Source organism: Actinomycetes bacterium (assembly GCA_035489715.1).
Classification (GTDB): domain Bacteria; phylum Actinomycetota; class Actinomycetes; order JACCUZ01; family JACCUZ01; genus DATHAP01.
The window spans coordinates 23,634-37,421 of record DATHAP010000032.1; the positions used below are offsets into that span (position 1 = coordinate 23,634).

9 protein-coding genes are annotated in these 13,788 nt (G+C 73.1%); 1 reads left to right on the top strand and 8 read right to left on the bottom strand.

Annotated features, from left to right (window positions below):
• Nucleotides 1-4: 4 nt before the first annotated feature.
• The 6 genes from VK640_02780 to VK640_02805 all read right to left on the bottom strand — a co-directional run bounded on the left by VK640_02780 (nucleotide 5) and on the right by VK640_02805 (nucleotide 11,807).
• Nucleotides 5-2,449: a ComEC/Rec2 family competence protein gene (locus tag VK640_02780; protein HTE72108.1), complete on the bottom strand. Its 2,445-nt coding sequence runs from the start codon at nucleotides 2,447-2,449 to the stop codon at nucleotides 5-7.
• Nucleotides 2,446-3,474: a helix-hairpin-helix domain-containing protein gene (locus VK640_02785; protein ID HTE72109.1), complete on the bottom strand. Its 1,029-nt coding sequence runs from the start codon at nucleotides 3,472-3,474 to the stop codon at nucleotides 2,446-2,448. The genes VK640_02780 and VK640_02785 overlap by 4 nt, the downstream gene beginning before the upstream one ends.
• Before the next feature lie 294 nt (nucleotides 3,475-3,768).
• Complete coding sequence (locus VK640_02790; GenBank protein ID HTE72110.1) at nucleotides 3,769-4,653, bottom strand: DegV family protein; 885 nt, start codon at nucleotides 4,651-4,653, stop codon at nucleotides 3,769-3,771.
• The gene (leuS, locus tag VK640_02795) at nucleotides 4,650-7,574 is read right to left on the bottom strand and encodes a leucine--tRNA ligase (GenBank protein ID HTE72111.1); all 2,925 of its coding nucleotides are present in this window, start codon (nucleotides 7,572-7,574) and stop codon (nucleotides 4,650-4,652) included. The genes VK640_02790 and leuS overlap by 4 nt, the downstream gene beginning before the upstream one ends.
• Before the next feature lie 190 nt (nucleotides 7,575-7,764).
• The gene (locus VK640_02800) at nucleotides 7,765-10,545 is read right to left on the bottom strand and encodes a glycosyl hydrolase (protein ID HTE72112.1); all 2,781 of its coding nucleotides are present in this window, start codon (nucleotides 10,543-10,545) and stop codon (nucleotides 7,765-7,767) included.
• Between the two features lie 176 nt (nucleotides 10,546-10,721).
• Nucleotides 10,722-11,807, bottom strand: coding sequence for a diguanylate cyclase (locus VK640_02805; protein ID HTE72113.1), 1,086 nt, complete (start codon nucleotides 11,805-11,807; stop codon nucleotides 10,722-10,724).
• Nucleotides 11,808-11,999: 192 nt separating this feature from the next.
• Between VK640_02805 and VK640_02810 the strand changes: the two genes are divergently transcribed.
• Nucleotides 12,000-12,806 (top strand): phosphotransferase, encoded by an 807-nt coding sequence (locus VK640_02810; GenBank protein HTE72114.1) that lies wholly within the window; start codon nucleotides 12,000-12,002, stop codon nucleotides 12,804-12,806.
• Between the two features lie 10 nt (nucleotides 12,807-12,816).
• On the opposite strand, the gene VK640_02815 is transcribed toward VK640_02810, so the two are convergent.
• Nucleotides 12,817-13,491 carry a Clp protease N-terminal domain-containing protein gene (locus tag VK640_02815; protein ID HTE72115.1) on the bottom strand — a complete coding sequence of 225 codons (675 nt, stop codon included), beginning with the start codon at nucleotides 13,489-13,491 and terminating at the stop codon, nucleotides 12,817-12,819.
• A 66-nt stretch (nucleotides 13,492-13,557) separates the two neighbouring features.
• The coding region (locus VK640_02820) for a hypothetical protein (protein HTE72116.1) at nucleotides 13,558-13,788 on the bottom strand (231 nt) is incomplete at its 5' end.

The window sequence follows — 13,788 nt, forward strand, 5'->3', positions numbered from 1 at the left end:
CACGCTACCCGCCGCTGGTGACCAGCCGGACCGATCGTCCCGAGCCGGCGACAAGCACCGTCCCGTCCCGGTCGGTGCGTCCGACGACGGCACCGGCGCGACGCAGGGCGGCCAGCGTCGCTCGCGCCGGGTGCCCGTAGTCGTTGTCCTGCCCCACCGACACCAGCGCGACCCGGGGCCGCACCGTCGCGAGCAGGGCCGGGTCCTGGTAGGCCGAGCCGTGGTGGGCCACCTTGAGCACGTCGACGCGCCCCAGGCCGCCACGGGCCAGCAGCACCCGCTGCGCCTCGGGCTCGACGTCGCCGGTGAGCAGCAGCGAGATGCCGTGCACCCGCACGAGCAGCACGGTGCTCGCGTTGTTGGCCTCGGACCCGGCGTGCACGACGCGGGCCGGCCACAGGACCGTCCACGACAGCGGCCCGACCCGCACCCGGTCACCGAGGCGAACCCGGGTCACCGGCACTCCGGCCGCCGCCGCCCAGCGGCGGACCCGGACCAGCTCGGCGGGCGGCTCGTCGAGCAGGCCGACCTGCACCTCGCCGACCCGCCGGCCGCGCAGCACTCCGGGCACCCCCTCGACGTGGTCCGCGTGCAGGTGGGTGAGCAGCAGCACCGCCACCGAGCGGACCCCGAGCCGGCGCAGGCACCGGTCCACCGCGGCCGGCTCCGGGCCGGCGTCCACCACCACCGCGGTCCCGGGACCGGCGACCAGGACGAGGGCATCGCCCTGGCCCACGTCGCAGGCCGCCATCACCCAGTCGCGGGGCGGCCAGCCCGGCGTCCGCGCGGGCACCACGAGGGCGACCACCAGCGCGACCGCGCAGGCTCCGGCCGGCACCGGTCGCCGGCCCGCAGACCGCACCGCTGTCACCGCCGCCACGGTCACCGCGCCGAGCATGGCGGCTCCGGCCACGGACCCGGGCCAAGCGACCGCGGCGGCTGGCAGACCGGCCGACCACCGGGCGACGCGGACGATCCACCACACGAAACCGCCGGCCACCCAGGCCAGCCCGGCGGCCGTCCCGGGATGCACCGCCGAGGCCACCGTGGCCAGCACCCCCACCACGGTGGCCGGGGCGACGGCCGGCCCGGCGAGGAGGTTCGCCGGCACCGCGACCAGGCTGACCTGGTCGCTGAGCAGCACCACCACCGGCGCGCAGACCAGCTGCGCCGCCAGCGGGGCGGCGAACGCGGCGGCCAGCGGGCGCGGGACACCGGCGCTCGACCAGCGGCCGGTCCAGGATGTCGCGAGGGTGACAAGAGCTCCGGTCGCCAGCGCCGACAGCACGAAGCCGTACGAGCGGGACAGCCAGGGGTCGACGAGCAGCAGCACCACCACGGTCGCCGCTAGCGCGGCGAGGCTACGTCGGCGGCGGCCGGTCGCCAGCGCGAGCAGCGCCAGCGCGCCCATCGCGGCTGCCCGCAGCACCGACGGCTCGGGGCGGGCCAGCACCACGAACCCGGCGATCGACGCGGCTGCGAGCACCGGCAGCGCCCGGCCGCGCACGCCGCCCCACCGCCCGAGCAGCAGCACGAAGCCGCTGACGATCGCAAGGTTCGCGCCGGAGACCGCGACCAGGTGGGTCAGGCCGGCCGTCCGGAAGTCGGCCTGCAGGTCGGCCGGCAGCCGGGAGGTGTCGCCTAGCACCAGACCGGGGAGCAGCCCACGCTCCTCCGCAGGCAGGCCGTCGACAGCGCGACGCAGCCCGGCCCGCAGGTCTCCTGCGGCGGTCTGCAGCGGTGGCGGCCGGCCGAGCCGCTCGGGCGGCCGGACGAGCGTCAGAACTGCCGCGGCCGGCGGCCCGTCCCGCGCCGGGCCGAGGCGCCCCGCCACCCGCACGTGCTGGCCGGGAAGCAGGTGCGCGGTCGCGGCACGGTCGGCCCCGGCGCCGTGCAGGAGCCCGACGACCCGGCTGCGCACCTGCACCGCATGCCCCCGGGCCTGCACCGTCTCGAGCCGCAGCGGGAGCACCAGGAGCGGCGGTGCCCGGCGCGACCCGGACACGAGCGCCAGCGGGCGCACCGGGTCACCGACCAGGGTGGCCCGCCCGCTCACCGTCGCGCGCGCGGCCGCGAGCTCGTCCACCGGGCCCTGCAGCGCAGCCAGCACCGCCAGTGAGCCGGCAGCCAGCCCGCCGGCGAGGGCGCCGACCGTCAGCAAGGCGACCAGCAGGCGGCGGTCCGGGCGGACTCGCCCGGTCAGGGCCGCCGCGCCGAGCAGGGAAGCCACCAGCACCCCGGCCGACGCCCCCGCCACCAGGCCGACCGGCAGCGGCGAGCGCCAGGCCGCCGTGCCGACGAAGGCACCTGCCCAGGTCGCCAGGGCCGGCAGGACGAGCCGGAGGTCGGCGGGCTGGTCGGCCGGCTCCGCCGGCGGGCTGGTCGGCTGCTCGGCCTGCTGGCCAGGCGGCACGTCGGCCGGGGTGGCGGCAGCCTGGCCAGTGGTCACACCGTCACCAGGGGCCGGAGATCGCCCAGGGTCGCCTCACCGATTCCCGAGACCTCACCGAGCTCCTCCACGGTGCTGAACCGCCCGTTCGCCGCCCGCCAGTCGAGGATCCGCTGGGCGAGCACCGGCCCGATCCCGGGCAGCGTGTCGAGCTGCTCGAGCGTGGCCGTGTTGAGGTCGACCGGCGCGGCCGGCGCCGATACCCCCGGCACCGCCACCCCTGGCGTGCCCGCAGCACCCGCCGCGGGCGGCACGGCGGCACCCACGGCACCACGCCGGGCCACGACGACCTGCTCGCCGTCGACGGCCGGCCGGGCGAGGTTGACGCTCGCCGGGTCGCCGCGACCGGTGAGCCCGCCGACGGCTGCCACGGCGTCGGCGACCCGCGAACCGGCGGGCAGCTCCACCACGCCGGGGCGTCGCACCGCGCCGACGACGTGCACGACGAGCATGCCCGTGGACGCGCTGGCCGCCGCGACCGGGCCGGCGAGAGGCGAGCCGGCACCGCCGTCGGCTGCTCCACCATCGGCTGCACCGGCGGCGGGGCCACCGGATGCCCCGGCGGGCAGCGGAGCGCCGACCAGCCGGGCGCGGTCCGGAGCGGGCAGCTCGCGCGGCCGGGCCAGCCAGGTCGTGACGGCGGCGGCGAGGACCGCGACCAGCACCAGGACGAGCAGGGCGACCACCGCGCGCCCGGCGGGTGCGACGACCGCCGCGCGCAGCCGCACCGGCAGCCGGTCGGCTACTGCCGCGAGCCTGGGTCCGGCCGTCGCCGGTCGCTGCCCGGCCGGGCGCCCCGGTGGCGGGCGTGGTGCCACGGGCAGCGCCGGGTCGGGCTCGAGCGACCCGTCTCGCGAAACCGAGACGTCGGTCGGCAGCGGCCGGGTCGGGACCCACCCGGACGGCGGGCCGGTCTCGGCTCCGCGACCTCCGAGGACCCGCTGCAGCCGGCGCACTGCCAGCGCGGCCGGGTCGTCGTCGTGGGCCGGACCGGCGGCCACGGTGGCGTCCGTGCCACCGGGCATGCCGGTCCACCCGCGACGGTGCCGTGCTCTGCGCGTGCCCACCCGACGACGCTAGGGACCGGAGGGCGCCCGGTCGGTCGGCCACGGGCGAGTTGTGGACGACTGCCGGGCGACGTACGACCTGTGGACGAGTGCGGTGCGACGTACGCCTCCAGGTGCGGTGCGACGTACGGCCTGCGGGTGCGGTGCGACGTACGGCCTGCGGGCGCGAGCGCGACGTATGACCTGACCGGTGCTGCGGCGACCGCGACCGACCGCGGACCCCACGCCCGTGGGCGCCGGCGGTCAGCGCCGTCAGGCGCCGGCGGGACCGCTCGGCGCGACGACCACGGCCAGCATCCCCGGGCCGACGTGGGCGCCGACCACGGCGCCCACCTCGCTGACCAGCAGGTCGCCGAGGCCGGGCAGCCGGCCACGCAGGCGCTCGGCGAGAGCAGCGGCGCGGTCCGGGTTGGCCAGGTGGTGCACCGCCGCGTCGACGGGGCCGTGGCCGGCGCGCTCGACGGCCAGCTCCTCGAGCCGGGCGATCGCCTTGGCCGACGTGCGGACCTTCTCCAGCGGCTCGATGTGACCGTCGACCAGGTGCAGCAGCGGTTTGACGGCGAAGGCCGAGCCGAGGAGGGCCGCGGCCGGGCCGATCCGGCCGCCGCGGCGGAGGTACTCGAGGGTGTCGACGTAGAACACCGCCGCCGACGACTCGGCGCGCTCGCGGGCCACCTGGGCCACGTCGTCGAGGGTGCCGCCCACGGCCGCGGCGCGGGCGGCCGCGAGCACGGCGAAGCCGAGGCCCATGCCGAGCGACCGCGAGTCGACGACCTCCACCCGCAGCGGCGCCTCCTTGGCCGCGAGCTTGGCCGAGTCGACGGTGCCCGACATCTGCGACGACAGGTGCACCGACACGACGCCGGCGGCCCCGGCAGCGGCCGCCCGGTCATAGGCGGCGGCGAACGCCGCCGGCCCCGGCCGGGAGGTCGTGACCGGCGTCCAGGACCGCAGCGCCTCGGTGACGCTGCGGGAGGACGTCTCGCCGCCCTCGTCGTGGGCCTGGCCGCCGATGACGACCTGCAGCGGCACCACCTCGATGCCGTGCTCCGCCACCAGCTGCATCGGGAGATAGCTCGTCGAGTCGGTGACGACCACGACCGGTCCAGTGCCCGGCGGCCGCGACGGCCGGCTCATGCGGGGACGACGTTGACCAGGCGCGGTGCGCGCACCACGACGGTGCGGACGTCGCGGCCGTCGAGCGCGCGGGTGACCGCCTCGGAGGCCAGCGCCCGCTCGCGCAGCTCGTCGTCGGACACGTCCGGCGTCACCTCGATGCGGTCGCGCACCTTGCCGGCCACCTGCAGGACGCAGGTCACCGACGCGACCGCCAGCAGGCCCGGGTCGGCCTCGGGGAACGGCTCGTAGGCCAGCGACGTGGGGTGACCCAGCCGCGACCACATCTCCTCCGCAACGTGCGGGGTCAGCGGCGCCACCATCAGCACCAGCGCCTCGGCCACCTCACGGTGCGCGACCCCGGCCTTCACCACGTGGTTGTTCAGCTCGATCAGCCGCGCGATGGCCGTGTTGTCCGACAGGCCCGCGTAGTCCTTGCGGACCTGGTCGATGGTGCGGTGCAGCAGCCGGCGGGTCTCGTCGTCCGGGTCCTCGTCGACGACGCGCACGTCACCGGTCCGTTCGTCGACGACGTTGCGCCACAGCCGCTGCAGGAACCGCTGCGAGCCGACGACGGCCCGGGTCTCCCACGGGCGGAACGAGTCCAGCGGGCCCATCGACATCTCGTAGACCCGGAAGGTGTCGGCGCCGTAGGTGTCGCACATGTCATCGGGCGTGACCATGTTTCTCAGGCTCTTGCCCATCTTCCCGTACTCACGCTTCACCGGCTCTCCCTGCCAGGTGAAGTAGCCGTTGCCCTCCAGGTCCTCGACCTCGTCAGCGGGCACGTAGGCGCCTCGGCCGTCGGTGTAGGCGTAGGCCTGGATGTAGCCCTGGTTGAACAGCCGGTGGAAGGGCTCGTAGCTCGACAGGTGCCCCAGGTCGTACAGCACCTTGTGCCAGAACCGCGCGTACAACAGGTGCAGCACCGCGTGCTCGGCGCCGCCGACGTACAGGTCGACGCCGCCGGTCTTCGCCTTCTCGGTCGGGCCCATCCAGTAGCGCTCGACGTCGGGGTCGACGAACGCGTCAGGGTTCGTCGGGTCCAGGTATCGCAGCTCGTACCAGCAGGAGCCGGCCCACTGCGGCATCGTGTTGGTCTCGCGGCGGTACTGCTTCGGCCCGTCGCCCAGGTCCAGCGTGACCTCGACCCACTCCTGCTTGCGGGCCAGCGGGGGCACCGGCTCGCTGGTGTTGTCGTCCTCGGTGAAGCGCTCCGGCGAGTAGTCGTCGACCTCGGGCAGCTCGACCGGCAGCATCGAGTCCGGCAGCGCCCGGGGCAGTCCGTCCTCGTCGTAGACCACCGGGAACGGCTCGCCCCAGTAGCGCTGCCGACTGAACAACCAGTCGCGCAGCTTGTAGGTGACGTTGCGCCGGCCGGCGCCGCGCTCCTCCAGCCAGTCGATGATGCGCGACTTGGCCTCGGTCACGGCCAGTCCGTCCAGGCTGACCGAGTCGTTGGCGCTGTTGATGGCCGGCCCCTCGCCGACGTAGGCCTCGCCCTCCCAGCCCTCGGGCGGCGCCACGGTGCGCACGATCGGCAGCCCGAAGCGCTCGGCGAACTCCCAGTCGCGCTCGTCCTGGCCGGGCACGGCCATGATCGCGCCGGTGCCGTAGCCCATCAGCACGTAGTCGGCGACGAACACCGGGATCGACTCGCCGTTGACCGGGTTGGTGGCGTAGCCGCCGGTGAACACCCCCGTCTTGTCGCGCCCCTCCGTCTGTCGCTCCATCTCGGTGCGCAAGGCGGTCGCGCGCCGGTAGTCGTCGACCGCCTCGCGCGCTGTCGGGTGCCCGCCGGTCCACGACGCCGGTACGTCGTCAGGCCAGTCGCCCGTGGCCAGCTCGTCGACCAGCGGGTGCTCGGGAGCCACCACCATGAACGTGGCGCCGAACAGGGTGTCCGGCCGGGTGGTGAAGACCTCCAGCGGACCGGCTGCCGTGGGGAAGAGCACCCGCGCGCCCTCGGAGCGGCCGATCCAGTTGCGCTGCATCAGCTTGATGGACTCGGGCCAGTCCAGGTCGTCCAGGTCGCCCAGCAGCCGCTCGGCGTACGACGTGATGCGCATCATCCACTGCCGCAGGTCGCGCTTGAACACCGGGAAATTGCCGCGCTCGGAGCGTCCGTCGGCGGTGACCTCCTCGTTGGCCAGCACGGTCCCCAGGCCGGGGCACCAGTTCACCGGCGAGTAGGACAGGTAGGCCAGCCGCTGCGCGTCGACCACCTTGCGCCGCTCGACGTCGGCCAGCTGGTCCCACGGGCGCCCGGGCTCGACGCCCGCCGCCTGCGCGACCTCCGGGTCGACGTGCCGGGTCCCCGCCGCCAGCTCGGCCTCCAGCTCGGCGACCGGACGGGCCTTGTCCTGCTCCGCGTCGTACCAGGAGTTGTAGACCTGCAGGAAGATCCACTGGGTCCAGCGGTAGAACTCCGGGTCGATGGTCGCGACGCTGCGGCGCGGGTCGTGCGCCAACCCCAGCCGGCGCAGCTGGCGGCGCATCGTGACGATGTTGGCCTCGGTGGTCGTACGGGGGTGCTGGCCGGTCTGCACGGCGTACTGCTCGGCGGGCAGCCCGAACGCGTCGTAGCCCAGGGTGTGCAGCACGTTGTGGCCGGTCATCCGCAGATAGCGGCCGTAGACGTCGGTGGCGATGTAGCCCAGGGGGTGGCCGACGTGCAGCCCGACGCCCGACGGGTACGGGAACATGTCCAGCACGTAGCGCTTGGGCCGGCCGGCCACCGCCTCCGGGTCGCCCAGCGGGCCGCTCGGGTTCGGCGCGGCGAACGTCCCCTGGGCCTCCCACCGGTCCTGCCAGCGGCGCTCGATCTCGGCCGCCAGGGCGGCGGTGTAGCGGTGGGGCGGCGCGTCGGCGTCGTCGCGACCGTCGTGGGGGGCAGTGGCGGCGGTGTCGGCCGTGTCGGCGGTGTCGGCGATGTCGCTCATGTGGCTGCGCTCCTCGTGGGGACTCGGGTCCGGACACAGAAAAGCCCCTCGCAGGGAGGGGCAGCCGCACTGACGGGTCTCGATGTCAGCGCGGCTCGGTAAGGAGCAGTCCGGTACGCACAGGACCACCATAACGGACGAGGGATGGTCCCGCTCGGTCGAGCGGGACCACCCCTGTGCCGTCAGCCGGCTACCAGCCGCTGGTGCTGGTACGCCAGATACCTCGGCCGTGGGTGCCGGCGTACAGATAGCCGTCCGGACCGAGGTGCAGGTCGTAGACCGTCGTCAGCGGAAGCGCGGCGGCCGACGAGCCGGGCGAAGCGCCCACGCGCTGCCAGGTCCCGCCGTTGAGCCCACTGACGATGACGCCGTAGTCGGTGCCCACGACGAGGGTGTTGCCGACGCGGAGGACGTCGGTCGCCGGCACGTTGGGCATGTTGCCGGAGATGTCGGTCCACGCCACCTTGAGCGTGCCGTCGGTGTTGGTCTGGGTGCTGACCACGCCCTTGAAGACGTGGGTCAGGCCGGCGCCCGGACCCTCGATGAACCGGCGGTTGTAGCCGTTGAACACCAGGTAGATCGTGTTACCGGTCGCGTTCGCCTTCTCGTCGATCCACACGGCGTTCGGGTAGCGGGTCGGCAGGCCCGTCATGTCCAGCTCGTGCCACGGTGCCTGAGACGTGCCGCCGTAGTTGGTCTTGACACCGCGGGTGAAGCCCGCGCTGTTGCAGTTGCTCTCGCCGCACCAGGCCGCGTAGACCACGTCCTTCGACGCGTCCTTCGGTGCCGCCGGGTTGGCGATCGCGTCGAGCCCGACGGTCATCCGGCCAGCGGTGCCCAGGTCAGCGATCTTGCGCCAACCGTGCGAGGCGTCCGCCTCGGCCTCGTCGGAGGTGTACGAGAAGGCCCGGTCGTGCGTCCACACCTTGTTCCCGCCGGCAACCCACCGCTCCGTGCTGCCGTTGCCGGTGTTCTGCGAACCGCGCACGATCCGGAACGGGGCCGTGAACCGCGGGTTGGGGTCGGGCACGCTGACGTCGAAGACCGCGCTGACATCGCCCTTGGTCTTGCCACAGGTCTTCGTCATCCACAGGTTGAGGTAGACGTATTCGTCAAGGATCTGGCAGCCGTCGTCAGCGTCGACGATGATGTCGCCGCCGTCACCGCCGAACGGCGAGACCATCTCGTTCGCATCCGCCCGCAGCAGCGAGCCGCCGTTGTCCTGCAACCCACCTGCCACAAGGAACTTCCCGGCACCCGCCGTGGTGTCACGGCCGACGCCCACTGAGTAGTACTGCAGGGTCCGCAGCCCGGGGCTGTGGTTCAGCCAGTCGGTGGCGTGCCCGGCCGCGTCCTCCTTGCTCGCCGAAGGCGGCGCCGGCCGCGACTTCACGCCGCCGTCGTTGCCGACGTAGACGTAGCCGTCCCCGAAGGCGATCGAGTGCTGGTCGGAGTGTGTCGTCTCCGGGCAACCCCCGGTGGGGTCGGATATGTCCCAGCAGTTGAACCCGAAGTTCCAGTACGGCCCCGGTGTGGACCACCTGGTGCCGGCGTTGCGGCTCTCGTAGACCTCCTCCAGACCGAGGTAGACGTGCCGAGCGTCCGCGGGGTCCACCTCGATGAAGTTGTTGTACCAGGCCTGTACGCCTGGCCGGTAGAACACTCCACCGGACCCGCGCAATGCGGAACCCGAGGAGGCGAGCTTGCCGCTCGACGCGATACGGGTCCATGGACCGGCGAGCTTGCCGGTGTCCGAACGGAACACGCCGTTCAGCACCGTCTGCGGCGAGTGGTTCAGCTTGTTCGGGGACTCGACCACGGTGTAGAGGATCGAGCCGTCGGCGCTGAAGGCGAACTCGGCGTTGCCCACGTCCTGAGCCTGGAGGGCACCGGTCGGGTTGACTCGGGTGTAGGTCTTCGCGTTGCCGGTCGGGCTGTAGTAGAAGCCGTTGTACGCGGCGCCGCTGCGCCACGCCGCGTTGACCAGGATGTGTGTGGTGCCGGGCTCGATGGCCACGTCGTTGACGATGTTGTTGTACGGCTTGGTGATGTCGGAGTCGTCTTCCAGGTTGGGCATGAAGACGTTCTCCCACTCACCCGACGCCGACAGCGGGTGTCGCCACAGCCCCCGGGTAGTGGCCGCGTAGATCTGCTTGCCCTCGGCATCGACCTTGAGCTGGTTGATCCCGCGGCTCTCCAGCTCGGTGCCGCCGACCCGGTCCGACTGGCTGAAGGTGCCCGTGCTCGCGTTGGCCAGCCGGTAGACACCCGCTCCGGTGTACGAGGTGGCCCCGGTGTTGGCCTCGCCGGTGGCGTACCAGAGCACGTCGGCGTCCGCGTCGTAGACGAGGTCACCCGTCGAGAGGGAGAGGATCTTGTCGGAGATCGGCGTCCATGCGCCGTCGTCCGATGTGGACTTCAAGTTGGCGCCCAGCGACTTCCGGAACACGCCGCCGTTGGCGCCTCCCGCGAAGAGGTAGCCGTTGCCGACTGCCAGGCCGGTGATCCGGCCGGCGACGAAGCCCGCTCCGCCGGAGGAGTTGGAGAAGCTCGGGTCGCGGTACTCGGGGTCGTCCGCGTCGTAGGGGACGTCGGTGATCTCGTCCCAGGTGGCCGACGTGCCGCTCAGGGACTTGAAGGCGGACAAGGAGGCGCTCAGGTTGCCGGCCGGCACCGAGCCGCGCGGCGCCAACCTCGCATTGGCCACCGAGCTCAGGGCGTTGAAGATCTCCGCCGACTCCTCGTTCGGGTTACCGACGATCGACTCGACGCCGCCTTCCTCCTCGGCCTCCCGCTCGCGCTCCTCACGGGCCTCCTCGCCCTGACCGGTGCGCTCGAGGTACCCGATGTACGACGGCCCCGCCGAAGACGGTCCTCCGCCACCCGCCGTCGCCAGCACCACCACCGCAGCCGCCACGGCCGCTGCCGCGACCGATGCACTGCCCGTCTTCTGTCGACGCGTGAACGCCATGTCCGAGCCCTTCTCGACCAGATGGTCCGGTCCCCGACCCGGTGGACGCGGTCACGGTAGGCCTATGTGACGGCGAGGGCAAGATCCGGCTCCACCATGTCATCGATCGGTGCAAAGGAGACGATCGCCCGCAGTACGCGAAGGCCGAAAAGCGTCGTCGATGACCGTTTCTGGCGCTACTCGGCGGCTGCCGGGCGGCGCGGCTCGGGCCGCCCCTCGGCCCGCAGCGACCGGCGCAGGTACATCTCCTGGTCCGCCTTGCCGAGCAGCGTCTCGAGGGTGCCGGCGTCCCAAGGCGCCAGCATCGACCCACCGGCGCTGACGCTGACCGACCACACGTCCTCGGGGATCGGCGCCTGCAGGAGCACGCTGTCGCGGACCCGCCGCTCCAGCTCGAGCGGGGCCATGCCAGGGCCAGGACCCAGGACGCAGAACTCGTCGCCGCCCCACCGGGCCACCACGTCGGTAGCGCGGGTGACCGAGCGCAGCGCCTCGGCGACCGCCACGATGACGTCGTCGCCGGCGGCGTGGCCGAGGGCGTCGTTGACCTGCTTGAGCGCGTCGATGTCGACGAAGATGCAGTGCACGGCGTCGCCTTGCCGGCGCGCCTGCTCGACCATCTGTGCGCCGACCATGGCCAGCCCACGCCGGTTGGCCACGCCGGTCAGGTGGTCGCGCACCGCAGCCGCCTCGGCCGCGGCCCGCTCGGCAGCCAGGTCGCGAACACCGGCACGCCGCAGGTGGTTGATGACGAGCGAGAGCAGGGTCGCGCTGACCATGCCGACGACGTAGTGCGGCCAGGAGGCCGCCGAGCCGACCATGAAGGCACCGACCGCCCAGGCACCCCACGCGAGGTAGAGGGTGGCGAGCAGCCAGCGCAGCGACAGCAGCACCGCGCCGGCGCCGACGACCACCAGCATCACGTTGGTCGACTGGCGCGGCTGCGCGACCAGCACCAGGTGGACGACGGCGTTGGCCACGACGAGCAGGACCATGGCCGCGGTCAGCGGCTGGGCCAGGTGGTCGGGCACCCGCCGCTTGTGCACCGTGAGGGCGATCAGGGCGTAGACCAGCGCGCTGGCCGCGGCCATCGGCACCATCACCAGACGCGCGGTCCCGTCGAGCATGACGACGTGCAGGACGGCGAACAGCGCGAAGATCCCGCCGAGGCCCGCCGCCAGGGTCGGCACGGCGGCGGCGACGGCCGCGTCGTAGGTCTGGTCCTGCGTCGGCGACACGGTGAACCTGTCGACACCCGGCATGGGCACCTTGACACCGTACGGGCGCCGCGGCCTGCGCGGGAGAGGCTTCGGGCGACCCACTGTGACGACCTCACCGCTTCCGCTCGGACCCGTTGTCCGCAGGGTAGGGATCATCGGCGGCGTCGCGGGAGGTCGGCGCGCGGTTTGCCCCGGTATCGGTTACCCGTCCGGCCCAGCAGCGCCCGCCGCCCGGTGCCCTTGCCGAGCGATCCGCGCTGGCACGATGGGGCCGATGGTCGACGAGGAGGGTGGCGCCGCCGGCTGGCAGCACTCGGCCTCGTCGGCGCCGAGCCGGTCGGCCGCGCGGTGGAGGGCGAGCGCGAGCTGCCCGGGACGGCGATGCAGCACCGGCTCGACCCGGATGCCCAAGGCGTGCCGGGCTGGGCCGTCGACGCGGTCGTCGCGAGCCTGCGCGCGCTGGCGGCGGTGCCCGGCAGCGATGCGATGCGGGTGCTGCCCGTCGTGAGTGAGAACGCCGCCTTCCGTACGCCGGGGGACTCGTTCACCGAGGCGCTGCTCCGGCTCGTGAGACGTCGGGTCGCGACAGCCGGCGCCGCGCTGCACAAGGCCCTCCCCGACCTCGACCGGCGGCTGGTCGCCGTCGGCGAGCGGCTGTCCGCCGTCGAGCCGGTGCCGGACACCGTGGTGCACGGTGACCTGTTCGGGGCCAACATTCACCTCGACTCGGACGGGAAGCCGGTCGCAGTGCTCGATTTCCGGTTCATGACCACCGCGGGGGATCCGCGGTTCGACGCGGGCGTCACCGCGTCGATCTTCGACATGTACGGCGCGCACGCCCAACAGATCACCACCCGGCTGACGGCCGAGCTCGCGGACCGGCTGGGGCACGACCCGGACGTGCTGGTGGTCTACCGCGCTGCGTACGCCGTGGTGACCTGCACGCTTTTCGGCTCCGACGAGCACGACGGCCACTTCGCCTGGTGCGTGCGGCAGCTGCGGGCGCCGGACATCAGCCGGGTCCTCGGACTGGCCCGCTGACCCGGCCGGCTCAGACCAGCTCGGCCAAGAGCTGGAGGGTGCTGGCCTCCATGTCAGCCTTGGTCACCCCAAGTCCGGTCAGGACCTGGGCGCCCGGCTCGTCACCCACCTCGAGCAGGGCGAGCAGCAGGTGCTCGGTGCCGACGTAGGTGTGGCCCAGCCGCAGCGACTCGCGGACGCTGAGCTCGAGCACCTTGCCGAGTCCTGGCGAGAACGGCGCGTGCTGGCGGCCGGCTTTGGCGGCTGTCGGCAGGGCCTCGATGACAGCGCTCCGCACGGCGTGCTCCGGCACGCCGGCCGCCTCGAGCGCCTGACCCGCGAGGCCCTGCCACTCGGCCAGCAGGCCGAGCACGAGGTGCAGGCTGGTGACCTCCGGCTCGCCGCGCTCCCGGGCGGTGTTCTGCGCCTTGAGAACCACGACCTTCGCCCGGTTGGTGAACCGGTCCAACGACGGCTCGCCGGTGACGAACCGCTTCTGGACCGCCTGCTTGGTGACTCCCATGCTCTGCCCGATCGCTGTCCAGGAGGCACCGGAGCGGCGGGCCTGGTCGACGAAGTGCCCGACCAGGTGGTCGGCCAGCTCGTCGACGTACGCCGCCACCTCTGCCGCCTCGGCGAGCTGGTCCAACGGCGTCCCGTCCGGCTGCCGGGTCCGCACCTGGGTGATCAGGTCGTCCAACGTCATGCGTCAACCTTAAGTTGACGTTTGGCACATCGTCAACCTCCGGTTGACAAAAATCCTCTCAGCCCCTCAGTCCTTCGAGTCCGTGCGGTGCTGGGTCAGCACGTCCCGGACATCGTCCAGATCGATCTGCACCAGCTCGCTGGTCTCATAACCGTGCAGCACAGCATGAGCCACCATGTCTCGGTCGGCGATGATCAGCTCGCGTTCGCGACTCGTGGTGGCCCTGGACAGTGCGATGTCCGCGAGCCGGTCGAGCGCGAGGATCACCTGCTGCTCCTGCTGCAGCATGGTGGACCC